The sequence below is a fragment of the Paenibacillus mesophilus genome (genome assembly GCF_005938385.1).
In the GTDB taxonomy this organism is placed as follows: domain Bacteria; phylum Bacillota; class Bacilli; order Paenibacillales; family NBRC-103111; genus Paenibacillus_AB; species Paenibacillus_AB mesophilus.
The window spans coordinates 49,388-70,624 of record NZ_VCRA01000034.1 but is presented as its reverse complement, the minus strand read 5'-3'; the positions used below and the strand labels follow the sequence as shown (position 1 = coordinate 70,624).

General features: G+C 50.1%; 10 protein-coding genes and 1 pseudogene. 8 read left to right on the top strand and 3 right to left on the bottom strand.

What is annotated here, in order from left to right; genetic code table 11:
- The 5 genes and pseudogenes from FE783_RS32605 to FE783_RS32585 all read left to right on the top strand — a co-directional run.
- Positions 1-623, top strand: a 623-nt coding sequence (locus FE783_RS32605; RefSeq protein WP_238403341.1) for an NUDIX hydrolase, incomplete at its 5' end; no start/stop codon positions are given.
- A 251-nt stretch (positions 624-874) separates the two neighbouring features.
- Positions 875-1,696, top strand: coding sequence for an AAC(3) family N-acetyltransferase (locus tag FE783_RS32600; RefSeq protein ID WP_138883584.1), 822 nt, complete (start codon positions 875-877; stop codon positions 1,694-1,696).
- A gap of 197 nt (positions 1,697-1,893) precedes the next feature.
- A complete protein-coding gene (locus tag FE783_RS32595; RefSeq protein ID WP_158302169.1) occupies positions 1,894-3,069 on the top strand; it encodes an ABC transporter substrate-binding protein in 1,176 nt (391 codons plus the stop codon).
- 108 nt (positions 3,070-3,177) lie between these two features.
- Positions 3,178-3,798: a helix-turn-helix transcriptional regulator gene (locus FE783_RS32590; protein WP_238403342.1), complete on the top strand. Its 621-nt coding sequence runs from the start codon at positions 3,178-3,180 to the stop codon at positions 3,796-3,798.
- A gap of 327 nt (positions 3,799-4,125) precedes the next feature.
- Positions 4,126-4,905: pseudogene (locus tag FE783_RS32585) on the top strand (class I SAM-dependent methyltransferase).
- A gap of 284 nt (positions 4,906-5,189) precedes the next feature.
- Here the strand turns inward: FE783_RS32585 and FE783_RS32575 are convergent.
- Positions 5,190-5,582, bottom strand: a complete 393-nt coding sequence (locus tag FE783_RS32575; RefSeq protein WP_420799789.1) for a transposase — start codon at positions 5,580-5,582, stop codon at positions 5,190-5,192.
- A 210-nt stretch (positions 5,583-5,792) separates the two neighbouring features.
- Here FE783_RS32575 and FE783_RS32570 point away from each other — a divergent pair, with 210 nt between their 5' ends.
- Genes FE783_RS32570 through FE783_RS32560 form a run of 3 tightly spaced genes read left to right on the top strand, consistent with a single transcriptional unit; the run spans position 5,793 to position 9,345 of the window.
- Complete coding sequence (locus FE783_RS32570) at positions 5,793-6,935, top strand: hypothetical protein (RefSeq protein ID WP_138883580.1); 1,143 nt, start codon at positions 5,793-5,795, stop codon at positions 6,933-6,935.
- Positions 6,914-7,417 (top strand): three component ABC system middle component, encoded by a 504-nt coding sequence (locus tag FE783_RS32565; RefSeq protein WP_138883579.1) that lies wholly within the window; start codon positions 6,914-6,916, stop codon positions 7,415-7,417. The genes FE783_RS32570 and FE783_RS32565 overlap by 22 nt, the downstream gene beginning before the upstream one ends.
- The gene (locus tag FE783_RS32560; protein WP_138883578.1) at positions 7,414-9,345 is read left to right on the top strand and encodes a DUF3732 domain-containing protein; all 1,932 of its coding nucleotides are present in this window, start codon (positions 7,414-7,416) and stop codon (positions 9,343-9,345) included. Before FE783_RS32565 ends, FE783_RS32560 begins: the two co-directional genes overlap by 4 nt.
- Positions 9,346-10,615: 1,270 nt before the next feature.
- Here FE783_RS32560 and FE783_RS32550 read toward each other — a convergent pair.
- The gene (locus FE783_RS32550) at positions 10,616-13,858 is read right to left on the bottom strand and encodes a Tc toxin subunit A-related protein (RefSeq protein ID WP_138883577.1); all 3,243 of its coding nucleotides are present in this window, start codon (positions 13,856-13,858) and stop codon (positions 10,616-10,618) included.
- Positions 13,859-13,882: 24 nt separating this feature from the next.
- A complete protein-coding gene (locus FE783_RS32545) occupies positions 13,883-21,226 on the bottom strand; it encodes a neuraminidase-like domain-containing protein (RefSeq protein WP_138883576.1) in 7,344 nt (2,447 codons plus the stop codon).
- Positions 21,227-21,237: the final 11 nt, after the last annotated feature.

Below are 21,237 nucleotides of genomic sequence, written 5' to 3'. Positions count from 1 at the left end.
CGGCAGCTTCGCTGCGAACGGGCAGGATACTTCATATCTATTGCGGAATTATTTGGATATCGCTCAATATAATTCTCTTTCAAGGGGGATGGAATCTAATGTACTTCAAAGACAAATACTCGAACCTTTTCAAAAAAGCAATCTGGGGGAAAATCGACTCGGAATTTACCATGGAAATACCAGAGGATGACCTGATAAGTAATGTTAATATCGTCCCGTTTATAAATGAAAAATGTGTTGTTATTCGTTTAGAAAGTGGAGAGTGGGAAATACCGGGTGGGACATTGGAAAAGGACGAGAAATATGGTGATACGATTAGTCGGGAGCTTATTGAGGAAGCCGGAGCCATTCTACAGACATACGTACCTTTTGGTGCATGGAAATGTTTCTCACATCATGTCCAGGCATACAAACCTCATCTGCCGCACCCGGAATTTTTCCGTCTTGTTGGATATGGAAATGTAGAAGTTAGTTCGAACCCCCTGATTCCCGACGATGGGGAGAAAGTTGTCGCGGTAGAAATAATGTCCGTAGGGGAAGCAGCGGAGAAATTTAAACAAAAGGAAAGACCCGATTTAGCCGAACTGTATATGCTAGCTGAGGAACTTCGTAATCAGAACTAGTAAATTAACAACATGTGAACTTTATTACAAGGTACGATAGTGGAGGGGCTCCTAGGCTGCAGCTCTTTTTTCGTTTGTTGAAGTAACGGGTAGATTCGTTTAATGAAATATATACCAACTATACCGATTCATTGGTTGTTATAATGAACATAATCATCTAGTGCTGCCAAAATTATGATCCTGCAGCTCCTCTGGCTAAATAGCACAGGATTCGTATAGCTATTAATTGTTGTTTTGGGAGGTTGATTTACATGGCTGTCACTAGAGAAGATATTTCAAAAGCCATTAAAATTTTGGGACTTTCACAAAAACCTATTTGTGTTCACTCTTCTCTTCGCTCCTTCGGATGGGTTGAGGGCGGGGCTGAAGGAATTGTTCAATGTTTTCTGGATCAAGGGTGCACAATTTTGGTTCCTACATTTTCTTGGATCTATTCAGAGGTTCCGCCAATTGAATTTAGACCGAGGCGTAATGGTTGTGGAGATTATAGCTGGGTGGCAACCAAGGAACAAAAAGCATCTGAGATTTATAATCCCGAATGCAATGAAATAGACAAACAGGACATGGGAGCGATTCCTAGCGCGATCTTAAGAATGAGGAATCGAAAGCGTGGAAATCACCCATTAAATTCATTTACCGCCATCGGTCTTTTAGCGGAGAAATTGATTACTAAGCAGCAACCAAACAATGTTTATGCCCCTCTCAGAACACTGGCCGAATTAGATGGTGAAGTAGTGCTTATGGGCGTAGGTCTGAAACGGATGACGGCTTTGCATTTAGCTGAACAAATGGCTGGCCGTAACATGTTTCGGAGGTGGTCTAAAGATTTATCAGGCGCACCGATTATGGTTGAAGTTGGTGGTTGTTCTGATGGATTTATCAATTTCGAGAGCCTCTTTGCACCTTTCGAAAAGAACCTTACCGTTGGAAATAGTAATTGGAGAGTTATTTCCATGAATAAAATATTAAATATTGTACATGAGGCCATTACTCAGAATCCGCTTATTACCCATTGTGGGGATTCTAGTTGTGATCGTTGCAACGATGCTGTCCTTGGAGGGCCAATACTATAAAGAGAACGAAGGATTATAAGGTGTGGGACTAATACGACGGAGACGATAGTTGAATGAATCAAAAGAAGGATCCGCCTTGGCGGATCCTTCAGCTTTTGAGAAACCTCAACAGGTTGGCCTTCGTCGGACACGATATGTCCGACCGCCTTCGGTATACTGAGGCTGTAAGTCAAATCATACAGAGGAGGCGGTACGAAATGCAGCTTCGAATTGCGACGCATGACGACCAGCGAATGGCGGTCATTCAGGAGGCGGCGCGGCAGTTTCGCAAGGACCATCCGGGCGTCGCTATTGTGTTGGAGTTGGCGCCGGACTTAAAGACGATGAGGCGGCAGTTGACGGAAGGAAACGGGCCGGACATTGTCGAATGGGGAGGGGCGAACATGGGGCAATGTCTGGACGGCGGGCTGTTGTCGGATTTGTCCGATTTGATTACGCGTGACGGCATCGACATGGGCGACTACTATCCGAGCGTTCATGAGGCGGTGCATTCGGATAGACGCATCGGAGCGATTCCGGTGATGGCCGATACGCTCGGCGTTTTTTACAACCGGGACCATTTCGATCAGGCGGGGCTCTCATATCCGCGGGAAAACTGGACGTGGGCGGAGTTTGTGGCTGCGGCGGAGCGTTTGACGCTTCGGGATGAGCGGGGGGACATCCGGCGCTATGGCGTGTTTGCCAGCTTCGGTTACATGATTTACGTCGAGCCGGTCGCCTGGAATTGCGGCGGGGCATTTTTGTCGGAAGACGGGACGACGTTGGACGGCTACTTGAACAGCGAAGCTACAATCGAAGGAGTTCGTCGTTATTTGCAATTGATCGACGAAGGGTTGTCCCCGCGCATGGAAGTCAGCCGCGAGTCGTGGATCGACTGCTTTATTCACGGCAAAATGTCCATGTATATCGATGCGAACTGGGCGATCCGGCCGATGAAGGCTGAGCAGCGGGCGAAATTCGGCGTTGCCGGGTTTCCGCGCGATCCGGGGAAGCCGAATTTATTTGAAGTGTGCGGCTACGGCATTTCGCCATCATGCCCGGAACGGGAGCTGGCGTGGGCATTTTTGCGCAAGCTGACTGCGCCCGGCGGCGAAATCGGCAAGCTGTGGTCGGTGCTGAAGTTGGCCGTCTCACAAACGGCGGCGGAGCAAAGCGGGCAGGCGGCGGACTCGTTGTACGCTCCGTTTTTGCGGGAGTTGCGCTCCGCTCGACTGAGTGCGTATCAGTGGCCGAATATGGTTCCGGCGTTCCATTTTCGGGACACGTTCCGCACGATGGTGCATGCCGAAGATGCCGAACAGGTGCTGCAAGCCGCGGCGCGCCGGACACCGACGCTGCCCGCCTTCGATCCGGTCCGGTTCGAGTGGTGGTAGCGTGCCGTGAGCTCATGTTCGGGGAAAGGGTACCGGGTACCAGTCGTGGGCGTGTAATCGGAAGCATGGCTCGTATCTCGGAAAGGAGGGCGTACGGCTGTGAGTAATATGCACCGCATCCTGTGGTTCGATGAGCAAATTCGCACGCGACGCTTCCCGAATGCGAAAGCGTTGGCGGAACATTTCGAAATATCGGTGCGGCAGGCGGGGCGGGATATCGAATATATGCAGGACTCGCTGCGCGCGCCGATGTACTACAACGCCAAGCGCCGCGGCTACGAATACAATGATGTGGCATATATTTTGCCCTCTGTTTTTTTAACGGAGACGGATATCCGTATCGTAAACTTTCTCATCTACAAATACGAGGAAGCGGTCAAATCGATAGGGTACGTGGAAGGGTTGGACCGGGTCGTACAGACGCTCAAACGATTCGTCCCGTACCAGCCGGAGGACAGCGAGCTGCCTGCGTTTATCGTGGACACCAGGACGGCGAAGCATAAGCATGATATCGATCAGGCGATTGAACGCGGACATAAGCTGCGCATCGTTTACGCCGACAACGCGGGCGAGCATGAAGTTGACATTCACCCGTACCGGACGTATTCCCAGGCGACTCAGGCGCATGTTGCTGTGATCGCCTGGTGCGAGCAATCAGGCGAGGTGGAGCATTTCCGCCTCGACCGGATCGAATCGATCCGATGCAGCGGACTGTCGTATTTGCGCTGAGTGGACCGGGAGACATGTCCAAGTTTAATTATCCGGAGGCTTGGTCATTACGCTAACGGATTATGGACAGGGAGCAGATCGCCGCGGCAACTGCTCCCTTCTTCATTGAAGTAATGGGGCAGAATTCTTATATTTAACAAGACCCAAGATTCCTGTTGTCCAAAATTTTCCTATGGTGTAATCTGGAAGTATCCTTTTAGAAAGCGAGTGATTATCGTGAGAACCATTAAATTAGATGTCGACGCAGTTATTTTCGAGGTGCGGAAGGGATAATTGCTTGCGCTGATCCCTTCCGGGCAAAAACCAAACCACGGAGGGAAAGCTTATATGTCTTTAAGTAATTACGGTGAACTTTGCACGGAGGTCTATGACCTAACCAAAAAAATTGGGCAATCATTTGGTGGAGACGTAGAGTATTATCGCGAAAACCTTAAACATTGTAAGGGACGCATTCTGGAGGCCATGGTTGGCTCTGGACGGTTGATCATTCCTCTTCTTGAAACTGGCCTGATCGTAGACGGAGTGGACTATTCTCCGCAAATGTTGGATTCATGCCGCAGCCGATGTGATAAACGCGGATTAACTGCCAACTTATATGAAGCAAACTTGCAGGAGCTTTCTTTGCCACATAAGTATGAGGCAATCATCATTCCTGGGGGTTCGTTTCTGTTAATCGAACAGCGGGAAGAGTCACTTCGAGTTCTAAAGCGGTTGTATGAACACTTGGAACCAGGTGGGCAGTTGTACCTTGACCTGTTTTTGCCAGACAACAATTATAACAATTCCGAATTAGGGCGATGGGGCGGATCGGCAACATATCACTTGCCTAATGGTGATATCATCACGATGGAAGGCAAGTGTGTTGAAGCTGATTTATTCTTCAATTAATACCGAGTGAGCTACTTAAAATACGAAAAGTGGTGTAATGGGGCATTGGTCCAAACGGAATTGCAGCGATTTGCATTGCGGTGGTACGGTGTCGAGGAATTCAAATACATCCTTGAAAGCATTGGTTTTTCCAATGTCACTGTTTGCGCAGATTTTGATGAAGGAAAAAAACCAACAAGCAGCAATCAGAAATTCGTTTATCAAGCTACTAAATTATAATCACGTAATCCCCACGCACTTTACTGTACGTGGGGATTGTTACGGGTACGTTAGTTCAATATCGATAGACGGCAGCCGGCCAACGATCGGCTGCCGTTGTCCGTTAAAGTAACGGGAGTTTAGCTTAATTATAAGTGTTCATTACGAAACAAAATCTGGGGTTTTATGGTAAACTGAAGGCAACTGCCAACTCTCCCGGCACTCCTTTCTTACGTCAAGTCCCTTTCAAAGACATAGCAAATAAACCTTGGTCTTTACAAAGACGAGACGGTACCTTCACAAACTCACGCAAATGCCCGATAGATTCGGTGCGCGGTGAGGAACAAAGGACTGTTGCTGCCGAAGTTCAGTGCAATTCCCCTTGCATGGCGCACGTAACGCGCCGCCATGTAGATGATGTGCTGAATGATCGTGCGGATGCGTCGGCGTTTGACGTTGCCTCGGGTCGGCGCATCGTCTTCCCGGAGGCTTTCCTGCCCCATGATGCGAAGCAGGTTGTATGCGAATAATCCTGCATGCAGCACTAGATTGTTGGTGGCGAATTTCCCGGCGGGCAGACGCTCCAAATCCAGATCGGTTTTGATCTCGCTGTGGAATTGTTCGCTCGTACCGTGGTCGCGATATAACTCGATTACGCGCCACGGCGCGCAGCGCAACGAAGTCCAATAGACATGCACTTCGATCTCGGGGATGAGGCTATATCAAGGGAATGTTGGCTTATTTTACATATTATTTGAAATGGAAGCACCCTCTAATCGCTTGAAAACGATTAGAGGGTGCTTCTTGTTATTAAGAGCGGCTGGATTAGAAGGAAAAAGAAGGAAAATAGGGCTTTTATGTCGAACTATTGAACTAGGATTTCTAGTACAAAGGAAGTGAATGGTTTATTGGCTCAAAATCCGATTTCACAAAAAAATGATGATACAAAAACTAAGTTAGGGGATATCTACCACTATTATGTGGTTCTTTCATATTGTTTGGATCTTAAAGAGAACGAAACACTTTTGGTCGAAAAGTATGGGGATATCTCAGTCGAGTCTGAAGATGAATCAAAAAACATTGAGGTCAAGCGACATGAAGGAGAGCATACATTAAGTGACCGTCATATTGATTTGTGGAAGACTCTCCGTAATTGGGTGATATATCATCACAACATGAGTAATTTCAAAAAATTGATTCTATACACCACATCTTCATTTGGAGAAAAAAGTAGTTTAAGTTCTTGGAACTCCGTCAAAGCATACGAGAGATTAAAAATTCTGATGGAGATTGGATTTGAAAAAAAGAAGACTGAAGAAGGATTTCGTCCAATTTTTGAGGCGATATTTAATCATGATCTAGAAATCATTTTGACGATATTTGAAAAGGTTGAGATATATACAGACCAGACAGATATTGTGGCTATTGAAAAGAAAATAATGCAAAGTAGCTTCTTTAAAAGTATAAAGAAAAACGATAGAAAGCCTTTTATTCATAGCCTTATGGGGCATATTTTAACTTTACCTGTTACCCCACCGCACAGATGGGAAATTACATGTGAGGACTTTGATTCACTTGCATGTGAAATACGCGATAGATTTACGAGTTCATCTGGGGCTTTGAGATTACCGCCTGATGTACAAGATACTCCGCATGATTCAGAGAGTTTTAAAAGTAGGAGATTTGTTGAGGAAATTAGAGGAATTCATTACGATTTAAAGATTCCAAGTGCAATTTCAAATTACTGGAGAGCGCAGCAAGCAATATTCTATTCATCAATGAACAATCCAACCTTCAACGTTGATTTAAATGAATTCCAGAGAGATATCAAAGATTCATTAGTAGAATACAAGTCTACTTTTCTAGACGATTGTGACGAAACGAAGTCAGAAGATATTATACAAAAATCTAAAAGCCTGTATGACAAGGCAATGGATATGCCTGTAAGCGATTATTACTCTGTTAAACCTAATCGCCCCTATTTTCAGCGAGGAATTATTCATAAAGTTGTTGAGGAAAGAGGGTTTTCATGGAACGTAGTGAAGAAATGATAAGCGAAGAATATGTAGACCATATTCAGAACATCTCCTTAAACCCTTTTTTCCAGAGCAGAGTTATTCATGCCTTCATTACTGGATATGGAAAACAAGCTCCATATTATTTGTTATACATTGTACTGCCGATTATTTACTATCGTCCTTCACGTAAGTTATTAATTACAGCACAGAGCAGAAGTTCTTTGCGTTCTTTATTCGTGGATGATGTAGACCAAGTTGCTGCATTAGGGGGGCTACAAGAAAGAGTGTTTTACTTCTACACTTCTACTAATCAAGCATTTATTATCGCTGCTAATGAAGGGAGAGTTCGTCTTCATACAGACGGTTTTATTCAACTTTCCCAATCTATTGATTATAAAAATTTTCTTAATAAGAATGTAAAGGATTTTATTAGAGCATCACATTACTTAGGGTTACTTTGTTCAAAGATGGAAGTCTCAAACATATATCGTTTGCTGGGGGTCACACTTGTATGAACGTTTATATAAAGTCAATTTTAGCCTTTAATGAAAGTGGCGATAAAAGGCATGTTGATTTAACAGATGGTCTAAATGTCATTACAGGTGAATCTAAAAGCGGAAAGAGCGCTTTGTTAGAGATTATTGATTACTGTCTTGGAAGTTCAAAATCAACTATTCCAAAAGGGGAAGTAACTAAGTTTGGGTATCTATTTGCAATCGTTTTAAAATTCCCTGATTACCACTTAGTTGCAGCTCGTAAACGTTCTGATAATGAAGGTAAAAAGCAAATGTATTTGTACCGTACTTCAAAAGTGATTAGTCCAAAAGAACTATCAATGGATATCTTCACAGATGAACATGCACTTAACTTGGAACAAGCAAAAATTGAGTTGGGTAAGGAGTTTGGAATTTCAGTTACAAACTCAACTGAAAATATTGATGCTACTAGAAGCGATCCAAGACCAACGATAAGAAATATGACTTCTTACATGTTTCAACATCAGAATTTGGTTGCCAGTAAATTCGCGTTATTCTATCGCTTTGAGGATTCTCAAAAACGAGAACAGACCATAAAACAATTCCCAGTTTTTGCTGGATGGGTTGACCAACAGTATTATAACTATCGAATTGAACTTGATGAACTCTTAAAACAACAAAAGAGAAACGAAAAAGTCCAACTATCATACAGTAAATCGACTGATAAAATTAGACGAGAATTATTAGATACGTATAAACGATATTATATGCTAGTCGGCAAAACGTTCGATGAAAGTATCCCATTAAACAAATTGTTGACATTGAGAAAGAATTTGCCCGATTTCACAAGAGACAGTTATTTATCTGAAGACATGGAACGTAGATACGAGGAGTTAAGAAACCAACGAGAAGAACTAAAACAAAATAGATATGACATTGAGATGAGTATTAGTAATTTAGAACTTAGTCATGGCTACGGACAGGGTTATTCTTCAAACTTAAAGTCAATGAGAGCCATAATAAATCATTCGTTAAATCAACATGATTCTTATGATTGTCCTGTATGTGGTCAAAATGTAGAAGTCATATCGAAGAGAATTGAGACTATGAGAGATTCAAAAAAATGGCTTGTTGAAGAACTAGCAAGTGTTAAGGGGCAAGGGAATGAGTTTCACTTACAAATCCATAAACTTAAGATGGAGAAGGAAAAACTAACCGATGAAATTCGAAGACTTGGTTTAGAAATTGGAAAAATTGAAGATATTACAGAACGATGGAAGAAAACAAAGAAGTTAGACCATGAAGTTGTATATGCAAGAGCTGAAATCGATATTCAGTGTAAAAAGGTTGAGGAACAGCTAATTAATTTGCGTAAAAATGATGATGAAATGGATGTACGAATCAACCAGTTAAACAAGTTAATCGATGGATATAATTTGTATTCCTATTATTCACAAGCAACCACTTTCTTCAAAAACAATGTATGTCGAATAATCGAGAAGTTGGATTTTGAAGAAGAATTCAGACCAGCAGATATGAATTTTAAATTAGATACTTTTGATTTGTACCATTATGACAAAGAGAATAAGTCGTGGGTTTATCTAAGTGAAATGGGAAGTGGAGCTAATTGGTTGGCTTGCCATATTAGTCTGTTTCTAAGTTTCCTGCATTTTTTTGCGGTACAAGAAAAGTCAGCTATACCATCAATACTATTTCTCGACCAACCAAGCCAGGTTTACTTTCCTGAAAAATTCGTTGTTGATGAAAATGAAAAATCAAATGATGTTCAAAAAGTGGAGCAGATATACAAGACAATTTTAGAAGAAATAGATTTGATTGCTGAAGCAACTTCATATAAACCACAGGTTATCGTTACAGACCATGTAGGTGAGCTAGATATTGAAGGTTATAAATTTGAGCATTACCTTCGCAAAAATTGGAGAGGCAAGGACAATAAATTCATCTAATGCAAAATGGAGGATTAATAGATGGGTATCGTATTACCAGTACAAGAACTTGCTTTAACTATGTGAAAAACTCGAATGATTCTGATTTAAGGCTACCAGAGTGGGATGTATTTGTTCAATCAACAAGACAATGCTTAGAGCAACCATATTCAGTGAGCCATGTTCCATTAATTATGAGAGAGATTGCATTTGAATCGATTAACTCTAACAATGGGCAGGAGGGAATGGAGTCTATTCCTTGTATTATTCGTGAGTTGGACGACGATCAGACGACCATTCTTATGGTGGACAGTAACTTGCAGCAGGAGTATGTTTCCCCGAGTGAAAAGGCGTTTGCTTATAAATGAAGCTTGAAGCCATGAACAGGCAGGGGCAAATTATTTTTACCAATGGCTTGAAGTCTCAGTGGAGGGATCAACACAAATAAGTGTACCGGATTGGAGACAAGTTAGCATAATGCTAGAAAAGAGTTTACCTAAAATCATCTTCAAACACGATATAAATGTAAAACATAAGCAAGAGATTCAAGTAATCATCAAGAAAGAAGATAGAGAAAAAAACATCAATGAAAAATGTGTCAATAACTCGAGAAATAAAAGAAAGGAGTTACGTAATATGAAATCTTTTACGCCACAACGCGTGGCGATGAAATGTTTTGACGATCCATCAGAAGAAAATAGAGCAATTCGCGATTATGTCAAGTTGTTAAGTTCTTGTCATTTATGTTGTTATGTTCTTGTCATCCGACAGTTCTTGTCATTTATGTTGGTTCGAAACAGATTTATAAACATATGTATAAAATACGGATTTTGTGTAAATGTATAATCATAAGTCGTCCCTTTGGTCAGTCACGTTCCAACCTCAATCATTTCAGGTATCCCATCTCGAACTAATTTCTTGTAGGTTGGTATTTTTGATCTCCTTGTGATTTAGGTAAATTCCACTAAAATATACCGAACATATATTCCTTTGTTAATGAAACGGAAAGTGCAGCTTACTTTTCATCGCTGAACTTCGTGCCCAACCATTTTTTTAGGTTAAACATAAAGGTGTTGTAGCCAGTCAAGATTGATTGCCGTTGTCGATCTGAATGCTCTGAAAGTATTTGGCCAGTCACGTACTGCTCCACATGTGATGGCAAGAATTCCCGGAAGCGAGAAATTCATCGTTAAGAAAAGTCCGAGATTCAGAAAAAACCTCCAATACCACAGCAAAAGTGGTATTGGAGGTTTTCATGGTTTTCATGGTTTTCATGTCGGCTCGACTTCTCCTAACCTAGCGTATACCGGACCCGCACAAACACCTGTACCTGCCGCTCACGCACGAGCACTGCATCATCAGGCGCGAGCGACAGCTCGAACTGCCCTTCGTCGCGCAGCGAGTCCGTTAGCGCAGCCAGATCGATCGCGGACGGCGCAGCCGACTCCAGCTGTTCATCGACGATCGCATATAGCCTGACATCCTCGATCGCGATCTCTTTTCCCCGGGTGAAATACGGGAAATAGTCGCGCTTCACCGCTGCGGCAAAATCGCCGCTGCCGGTGACGAACCGGTGCCACTCGCCCGGGTAATCGTGCGAGAGGCTGAACATCAGCGCAAGTCCGGAGCTGTCCGCTTCCGCCACAAGCTCGGTCAAATTCCCGATCGCCCCGCCTCGCAGCGATTGGCCGCCTTGTCTTGCCGTATAGCGCATATGGAGTATGACGTCTGATATCGTGTTGTAGTCGAATTGGCGAAAATCGGCTGGAAGCTCCAGCATCCATAAACTCTCCGCCCCCGCTCCTTCAAACGGCAGCAGCCGGTCATCCCGCAAATTCATCTCGAACATGCCGCTGTCGTTATTGGCGCTGCTCGTTACAATCGACTGCATCGATCCGTAATAGTCGGCGAACCGGCTATCCTCGCTGCTTTGTCTGGCGTATTCGCCGTCGGCCAGAAGCGGCGACTTCCTTACCGTGCTGCGCAGCAGCGTAAGCGTGCAGTTCACGCTCGTATACGGCCCCGTTACCGACGGGATCGACAAGCTCACCTGCTTCAGCCGGCGCATGTAATGACCCGCTCCATCAAGATCGAACACCCATTCGGGGACGGCGATTTGACAAGTTCCCGTCGCCTTAAGCGACAACAGGGCCGACGGATCGAGCTGGCGGACGGACACATGCTTGATCAGCTCGTATTCGCGCTTGTTGTTGTCGTCGTATGCCGCTTTCAACTTCAGCACATCCAAATAAAGCGCCTCGCCCGACAAAAGTCCTTTGCGTCCGCTATCCCAATAGTTGAAGCTGATAAAATCCGCACTGTCCGTCTCCGGCCGCATCAGCTCGCGCTTCATCGTCTGCTCCGCCTTGCGCGCCGTATCGAAAGCGAACCGGTAATATTCGTAATACAGCCGGGACAGCTCGCCCTGCATCCAGCCGTACAGCTCCTCGTTCGTAAACTTTTCCCGCAAAAACCGGTCCACTTCCTCGGCTTGCTCGATCTGGTTTTCGATATTTTTATATTCCCGGTAAGCGACCTGCTCGGCAATAAGCGAAGTGATCGTCTGCCGACCGATTTGCATAAGCTCGTTCGCGGCCAAATTGGCCTGAAGCATCCATTCGTCGGCGCGCCGTTCGTACGAAGCTTTTTTAACCGCGTTCGCCCCGTTCGTCTCCTCGATATGGGCCCACAGACTGAATCCCGAACTGATCGCTCTGCTGGCGTTCGCCAATGGGTCGCCGCCGCCGATTCGCGCATCGGGACCGATCCCCCAATAAGACGCTTTTAGATGAAACGTAGGAATAAGCGCAAGCCCGCCCGCGATCGCATCGACTCCGGCCGCCGTAATTCGGGCCGCTATCGCCCGATCCGAATGGCCGTTCAGCTCGTCGTATTCGCCGGCAAGCAGGTGGAGTCGTCCCTCCTGCTTCGTATTCATTTCCGGATAATCGATACGCCCGACCGTTGTATCGAACTGGCCGACAAGCGCCGTATACATTTCGTCGAAATTGTCCTCGTTCAATTCCGACCGGTTCGGTACAAGCGTATCCTGAGGCGCATTCTCAGCGGGAGCCAAGCCCAGCAATCGGCGGTAAAACTGGTACCGCTCCAATGCGCTCGCCCGTCCGCGCAGCAGCGCTTCGGTCGCCGCCTGCGCCTGCTTCCACTGGAGAAACCGCACTTCCTTCGCCGCCCGCTGCACGTTGATTTCATGCCCTTGGCGAAGCAGCGCCATACGCTCGCCGTCCCCTTTCTCGATCGCCGAAAGCAGGGCGGTGCCGAGATTCCGCACTTCCGAGCATAGCTGCAGCGCTTTGTCGATAAGAACCGGCGAACGGACAGGACCGATCGGCTGATTCAGCCCTCCGGCGATCGAGCCGATGTCGATGCCGGCCGCCGCCGCTTTGACGAGCATGCCGGGATCGATCGGCGGATCGAACAGCGCCAATTGGCGTGCGACGCCTTCAATATTGAGGCAATGGCGTATTTTGAACAGCCGGTCGGCTACCGTATCCCAATAGCCGAGCAGCTTTTCGTTGCCGGGAATGCAAAAATACAGCGTGCGCCCGATGCCGAACAACGGCCCGGCGGCGTCGGGGTCCGACGCCTGAGCCGGCGGCAAGCCGAGGTTGAGCGGGAACTTTCCCTCCAGCTCGACTAGTGCGTTGCCCATAGCGTCAAGACCAGCCACCTTCAGCTCGGCGAACGTTCGCGGTCGCGTCGTGCCTAGCTGGGGAATGCGCTGCGGGCGGGCGCCCAGCAGGTTGGCGGCGAGAACGTAGCGCTGTGTCGCTTCGTTCAGCGATTCTACCGTATCTTGGCGGAAAAGCGAATCGCCCCATGCGATCAAATTGTCCAAATATTTCATCACAACGTTGTATTGGAACGCAAGATGCCGAGTCCGCGCAACGGCGTAAGGCTGAAACGGCTTGTTGCGGATCGCTTCATAGCCGCTCAATATCGATTCCCGCAGCGCTTCCTCCTCCGGGCTGGCGTCGGGTTTGCTGAGCAGCGCCAGCAGCTCGTCGATTCGCGTCGGACTGCCCCCTTTGCGGAAGGCGATAAACTTCCAATACCGCTGCGGCGTCGGAATCGACGTATCGTTGCATGTCGGATCGAATATATAGTGGAACCACCGCTGCGCTTCGGCGAACCGTTGATTTTTGCTTAGATGGACCGCGATGGCAAGCGGGATATGGAACAGCAGCTCCCAGTTGTAATTCGCATAAGGGCCGCCCTCGCTAACGTCGATCTGTTTGGCGAAATGCTCGACCTTCACGACATCGCTCGTCTGCGACGTATAAAACGAATCGAAAAACGAACGGGTCAAGCTTTGGTGAAAATTCGGGTCCAGCATCCCGGTCAGCGATTCTTTATTCAGCTTTTCGATCAATTCGCCGACAAACGGGTGGAAAAAGTTTTCGAACGTATACGTGAATTCCGTATCTTCCTTGAATGTATACATTCCCCATAGTTTAACTTGCATATCTTTCTTCGCATGGAATCCCAGCAATTCCGGCTTCGCCACAGGCATATTCGGTTCTCCTCCCTTTTCGCGTCAATAGCGTACAGAGCCGGATACGCGGCCTGTAAGTCCGATCTCTTTATCCCCGTAAAGCACCGTTCCGAGCGTGCCGATTCCTTGCTTAATATAGGCGTCCTCGGTGACGAAACGGTTTATTTGCTCGGGCCTGACCGTTTTGATGCCCGGATTGCCGACCATATCGAAAACTTCCCGGGGCAGCTTCGGAATTTTAAACTCAGGCATGACCAAATTCGGAATGATCCAGTCCTTGTTAGGCTTAGGAATAGGGACGTATTCGTTCCATTCGGGAATTCGAACGATTCGTTCCGCCGTTTTGACATAAAACAGATGACGGCTATCCTCGTAAAAGAACGGCGCATCCCACGGATTTTGCAAAGGATGGAGCGGTTCGATCACACGATCGCCGATGCCGTTTTTTACGACGGCACGCGTCAAGGAGCTGTCTTTCTTTATATCGAGATGGTACAAACCGCTGTGGCGATACGTAATCGTAAATATCGATCCGGATGGATCCAGCTTGCGCGACGGCTTCTTCGACTGCTCGAATATATCCTTGAGGTCGAACTCCTCAAAAGGAATATCTTCCCCCCTGACCGGCAAACTGTGCGTATTGTACATCCTGAACGACGACTGGCCTTGGCCGGATATGCTTATTGTCAGCGCGCCTCCGGTTCCGGAAGCGGATACGGATAAACGAAGCTCCGAGCGGTTGAAGACGGAGCTGCCAAACATCTTAAACTGCCCCAGCTCGGTCGGCCTGTTGACGTCGGACGTTTTGACCGGCTGCCATTTGCCGTTATAGTACTCGCTCCAGCACAATATCGCTTTCACGGTATACGCCGCTGTTGTCGCCGAGACGATATCGTCGGCTTTCGTGCCGGCCATATCGCCATCCGGCAAATCCGGCTTTTCCATCGGCGAGTCTTTCACGATTTTGAGCCAAAACAGCAGCAGCCGGTTTTTCCAAACGACCGGTATGACCGGATCGTCCTCGATATCCAGCTTAATTTGCTCCCAAGCCGTCCAATAGCCGTATTCGCGCCGCCGGTAAAAATATTTGCGGTTCGCCCCGGCTGTACGGGCAACGACATGGGCGATGTCGTCCTCGGCTTTTTGCGAATCGTTTTCCGCGTAATGGATGCCGCACGGCTCCAGCTTGGCGACCTCCTCCAGCTTGGACAAATAGTGAAGCAGCGCTGTTGCCGCGCGGTCGTCGGTAATATCATTTTGCAGCAGCTCGCTCATCGCTTCCTTGAAAAACGGCGACTGATCGTCGCGCAGCTCCGGCTCCAGCCAGTTTTCCGGGTACAGAAATACTTTGCGGTTCGCTTCCCATATCCGGTAACGGCTCATCCACTGCCACTGCTTCGCATTGATCGTGGAAGGGGCGGCCCGCGGCTCGAGGTTCATCAAGCACCGCTCGATAAACAGCTGGATCGACGACAGCGCATGCCGAATGCGCGACGTTTGCATGCAAGGCTCCATCTGCACATCCATCAAAAAATATTCGAACAGCTTGTCCGGCGTATCGATATGGGCCGAAGCCGGCGATTCCTTCATTTGATGAATAATATAAGCGACCAGAGCGTCCCGCTGCAGACGGCGCATTTCGTCGTTGATCGGCTTTAGCGCGATCAGCCAGTCTTCCTCGGCGAAGCGGGCGCGAAGCGCTGACTGCAGCTCTCGCTCAGCAGCCGCGTCCGGCTCATTAAAGGCAGCCCGAAGCATAGCGGAGGCCGATACGCCTAGCTTATTCACCCATCCGTACGCATCGAATACGCGGCCGAACGTTTCTGGGGAGGCCAGATCGGCGATTGTCACGCCGAAGCGCGTGAGCAGTGTCTGCAGGGAAGCTTCCTCCCAGCGGGTCAATATATAGAGCGGGCCGTCGGCATCGAGCGCTGCCGCCGCCGGGTCGCGGAGCACGGCCAGCAGCCGTTCGTCTTTCGGAGCGAGCTCCGCTTTAAGGCGGGCAACCTCGAGCAGCCCCCGAAACGACTTGTACAGCGCTGCCGACAAAGCGGGATCAGGGACGACTGATGTCGGCAATCCGTTCAGCCAGCTTTCTCCACCGATCCGGTATTCCGCGCGCCCGGCGTGGAAGGCGACGTCGGCCGTAGTCAACTGCAGCGATTCGGATAGCACCGCAGTCTTGGCGTAACGGATATACGTTTGCCGCAAATGGCCGACCAGCGCTTCGGAGTATAGATACCGCGCCGGAATCGTCTCTCTACCGCGACCGCTCGTCTCCCAGCGGAAATGAAGCGTTTGTTTCACATTGTCCGCTCGAATAGCGATCGCGTACAGCGTCCCCGCACGCAGCTTGATCGGCGCGCTGTTGCTCCATATCGCGCCTGTACGTGTAAGCGGCACCGGTGCGCCGTCTAGAACGAGTGTAACGACGGCTTCGGGGTCGGCTTCGATATGAAAATTGCAGGCGCCGGTTTCCGCCGCTTCCGCGTATCCGCTCCAAGTACCGGAGACGGCGCTTCCCGCCGTCGGATTTGCAGGCAGCGGATGCCCGCCGGAAATCGAATAGGACAAGTCGGCTTCGGCGGCCATTTCCAACCCGACGGCTCCTTCCGCCGTTGCGCCGTAATAGAAGCGGGCCGTCAAGCCGTTTTGTTCGATCGCCGTCAAATCGTCGAGCGCGGGACGGCTCTGATCGGCTGCGGCGTGCAGCACGTTTGCGTCATCGAGAACCGTTTGGGCAAATCTGTCTTCCGCTTTGACCGCCGCGCCGATGGCGGCGAAGGAGCGTTGGCGTTTGCGGCGCTGCTTCAGCTCAGGCAGCAGGCCGGCGAGCAGCTGCGAGCGCTTCTCCTCATCCGGCGAAGCGGATCTCACGTAAGCATCGTAATGAGGGAGCAGCTCCGGATACCGCTCAAAAAACGTCCGGCTTTGCCTATATAACCGGTCGACAGCTTCCTTGAACGCATCGGTTGCAGAGGCCGCGCCGTGCAGCGCCGTACGAACCGCATCGGGCATCGCGCCCGCACGGTAAATGAGCCGTTTCCGCAAGCTGTCGTAAGCGAGCTGGCCCGCAGCGGCGGTCGCGATATCCGTCTGCAGAGCAGGCTGATCGTGCGAATAAGCGACATCCGACGTTACGCTGCGGTTCAATAAACCGATAAACGATTCGGCCGCTTCGTTGCCGTACAGTAAAGCAAGCTTCGCCTTAGCCGACTGTCCGTCCGGGTCGGCCGACAAGGCAAACTCGGCATCGGCGGCGGCGAATTCGGCGCGCAGCATGCGGGCAAACTCCGTGACATCACCGTCTGACGGAGCCGTTCTGCCGCTCGCGTCTACGTTCCAAATCCAATAAAGAGCTTCCTCCGGCTTTATCGAGCTGGCTTTGAGCCGATTGACGAAGGCAATAAAACGCAGCAGCTGCGGATGGACCGGATCGATCGCGACGAACGGGTCAAATCCGGTATAACGGCACAGCAGCATAAACGGCTTGACGCCGAGCTTCAGCTTGCGGGCCAGCCAACTGCGGCGGTATATGGCCGATATGTTGTCCACGGTAAGCGGCGTCCCGGCATGAATCGAAAGCGATTCGGCGAGCTGGCCGAACTCTTCGTCGGTTAACCGGAACGCTGCGCGCAGCAGCCCCGAATGAGCGATCAGCTTCTCCGTGCCGTCGAGATATCGACCGTAGCCGTCGTCGGAGAAAGCCGAATCCTGCTTCAGCATCGCCGGAGAGAGAAATAGCTGCCGGTACAGCGAACTGTAGCCGTGCGTGTCGATCGGGGCAAAGCAAGCGAGCAGCGGCAGCAAATCTTTGCTCGGCACAAGCTTCAGCTCGTCCATCACTTTGCTCAGTACGCCAAGCCTCGGCAGCAATACGGCATATCCGGCGTCAAGCTTTTGCAAATTGACGGCGTCGTCGGTATCGTTCGGCATGTGCTCCGCCGGATACAGCGCCGTAATCGCCTTATCGGTTTGCTCGATCGACCAGCCCAGCTTTTTTTGCAGCCGGATGAAGCGCAGCAAACGGACAAATTCAAACGAACGCACCCGCCCGGCAGCCGGATCGGGATTGGCATAACGGAAGACGAGCTTATCGAAGTTGCTTGCATCGACGATTCCGTTCGGGTCCGATATCGTCAACAGCCCCATTATATTCGCGTAATTGCTCGGATTTTTAACCCATTCCTTTACATTCCCGCCGTACTGGGACTGGTCAAGATGCGGTGCGAGCGCCGCGTCGAACTCGGCATCCGTAATCGCGCCGTCTTTCAACGCCTTCAGCGCGGCGATCGGCACGCCGAGCCGTTCCAGCTTCGGAATGAGCGTCGAGTACGGATTGATCGTACGCGTTTTGAGCAATTCGAATATGTCTTCGTAAGAGATTTCGACGCGTCGTGTAAACGACTTCACATTTTCAAGACGGGACATCACGTCGGTGTCCGCCGTCGTTTCGGCAAACCCGTACAGCTTTTTCAGCGGAATCGTCCGATCCGTCAAAAGCGCATATTCGGCGCGCGAGAGGCGAAGTTCCTCCATCCATATATCGCGCCAGCCGTAGTCGCCGGCGTTCGCCCGTTCCAGCCGGTCGTCCTGGCGCAGCGATTCCATCACCGTTGCGATCGGGGCTTCGAATTTGGCGAACAGACGGCGCATCAATTCGAGCGGTCGGTGAAACGGAAGCGTGGAGGCCGGCGGCAATAGCGGCGCCGGGTCACCCGGCACGGCCGTTTTGCCGGCAATCGTCTCATACGCTTTGTCGCTAACGTACTGCGGGTTTGCGAGCAACTGCTCCGTCGCCGCCGAGCCGTCCGTATTGTGACCGGTGTAGCCGGACAAAGTCAGCTTGTTCGCGATATAATATTCCAGCGTCTCGTTGACCAAATCGATATAAGGCAGCGGCGTGTTCGTATTTTCGCATGTCAGCGGAAGATGCGCGATGTCCGGCCGGCGCTCGAGCAGTATCGTTTGCGGATTGACAAATCCGGTCGGAACGGTCGGACGGTCGATGAACAGGAGCAGGTCGACCAAATAAGCGGCCGGACTAAGTATGGAACGGCAATGGCTGCACGTGCAGTAATCCAAGCTGTTAAACAAGCTTTCCAACGTCGAATAGGCGATGACATCGGACGAATGCGGATTAGGCCCCGTAGGCGCCGGGTCGATAATTTGCGCCGGGCTGTGAACGCCGACTCCGGGCGCGTTGCTCGCCGTCATATAGGACATGGCGATGTTCAGCACGGCGTTGTGAACCTGCTGCGACTTCGCATAGATAAGTCGGGCGTGCTCCTCCCCGCCTACCTCGTCGCGAACGGCGCGAATGAAGTCGTCCCGGTCGTATCGGGTAACCGCATAGGCCGAGTCGATCCCCTTGAGAAGCAGCGCATTCATCGCTTCATCGCTCGGCGTTATTTGATAAACCCGCTGAATTCGCGTAATTTCGTTCATCACTTCTGGCTCGATTTGCGCCTGATTCAGCTTCGCGTATTGCTCGACCGGAATCCCGCCGATCTCAAACTTGCCTTGATGCTCGTTCAGCACTGTATGAATCCGGGTGCGCAATCGTTCATCGGCCACCTTCGTTTCACCCGATAGAACCATTCGGGATACGACAGCCGTCGGAAAGCTGAGCCGCACTTTGGCCGCCAGCAGCTCGGCATAGCGGTTCGCTCTTGCCGCCTCGTTGTCTCCGGTTATTTCCGGCGGAATCGGATCGCTTCCGATCGCCTGCTTCCACCGATCCGCTTTATAAAATCCGCCGCTAACCAAATTCAGCGTATCGGTCAATCCCTGCGAACCGCCGGCGGCGTGAAGCTTGCGCATTAACGGCGCGTTGTTGAGCGTCAAATAGGCGAGCTGCCCGTCCAGCTTCAATCGCTGCTCCGTCGATTCCCCAAGCGTATCCCGAACGGAAGACCACAGCTTGGACGTATCGTCCCGATAACGGGCATACAGTTCGGCAAATTTGCTCCTGCGTTCGGGTTCGTCGCCGAATGAAACGTCGACGATCTCTTTCAGCGCGGAAGCGCCGACCAAAGCGTCGCTTGCGAGCATCCGCCGACCTGCCGTCTCCCGGAATTGCTCCACCGCCGCCGGAATACGGCTTGCCAATGCAGTCGGGATAATGCCCTGCGTTATCGCCTGCTTCCAGATCGATTCGACGGCCCCGCCGTCAAGCTCGTAAATCGCCGTTTCGTTTGCCGGCAGTCCGGTGCGGAACAGCGCATAGAAAAAAGCAGGCTCGATTTTGGCACTCCCTCCGTCGATTGCCGTTCCCGCCGAAAATTGGTCGGCCAGAGCGGCCAAAGCGACCGCCCTCGCGTCCCATCCGGTTTTATTGGCCAAGTACGTAATATCTTGCCGGTCGTCCGTTTCTTTCAGCTCGCCCAATTTGCCCCGGTAGTGTCGGGAAATCGTACCGGTCAACGTATCGTGCTCCGCCTGCAAAGCGCTCGCGGCCGAACCCGACGCATCGAGGCGCACATCGATCCTCTCATAGGCGGCCGCATTATAGCGCACATCGGATGATCCGAGAACCGTATTGTCGGCGGCCGCGTATACGATCGCTTGCAAATCGGGACGCTGCTTGCCGCGCTGGCGGAAGGCGTACTCGGAAAACGAAGCCCGGTAAGAGCCGCCTTCGCCCGTAACCGTTTCGACGAGCAGCACATCTGCGCCAACCGCCTTGTCTACGATGCGCACTCTTAATCCGCTTACCCCGGCGCTTATCCGGCTCGACGCCTTACCCTCCACCCGATACATCGCCACTTCCGGCTCGGGTTCGGCGATCGACACGACCAAGTCGACGATTTCCAGATTGCCCGCGCCCTCTAATACTTCGGACTGGCCCAGCAGCTTGCCGGACGCATCATACGCTGCAACAAATAGAACAATCGCACCGTTGTCAGGCAGCGGCTCATATCGAATCGTGTATTGGCCTTCTATATCGCTCGTATCTTCGCCGATTCGCAAATTCCCCCGCGCGTCGGCATGATACGCCCGGATGAGGCCGCCGACAAACGGCTTGCCTTCCATGCTTACGACTCGTCCGCCTACGAGCCGGTTCCGTTCGCAATCCGGCTGCTCCGTTTGCTCAAACGCTCCGAGCTTTTCGAGAATGGCGTTCAGCGCGTTCGCCGTTTGTTCGTCGACGTCTCCGGTTGAAGATATTTGGTTCAGCTCCTGAAAAATCGCGACCAGCTTTTGCGTTACGTCGGCGTATACGTTTTTTCTTGCTTCCACGCTGATCAACTCCGCGTATTCGCGCTTCTCGTCTTCGCTAAACGGGTAGACGCCCTTGTCCAGCAAAAACTGCAAACATTCGTGCAAAGCGGCGACTTCAGCGCCTGTCATATTCGGTTTGAGCGGAAATAAGATTCTTTTCATCGCTAACCTCC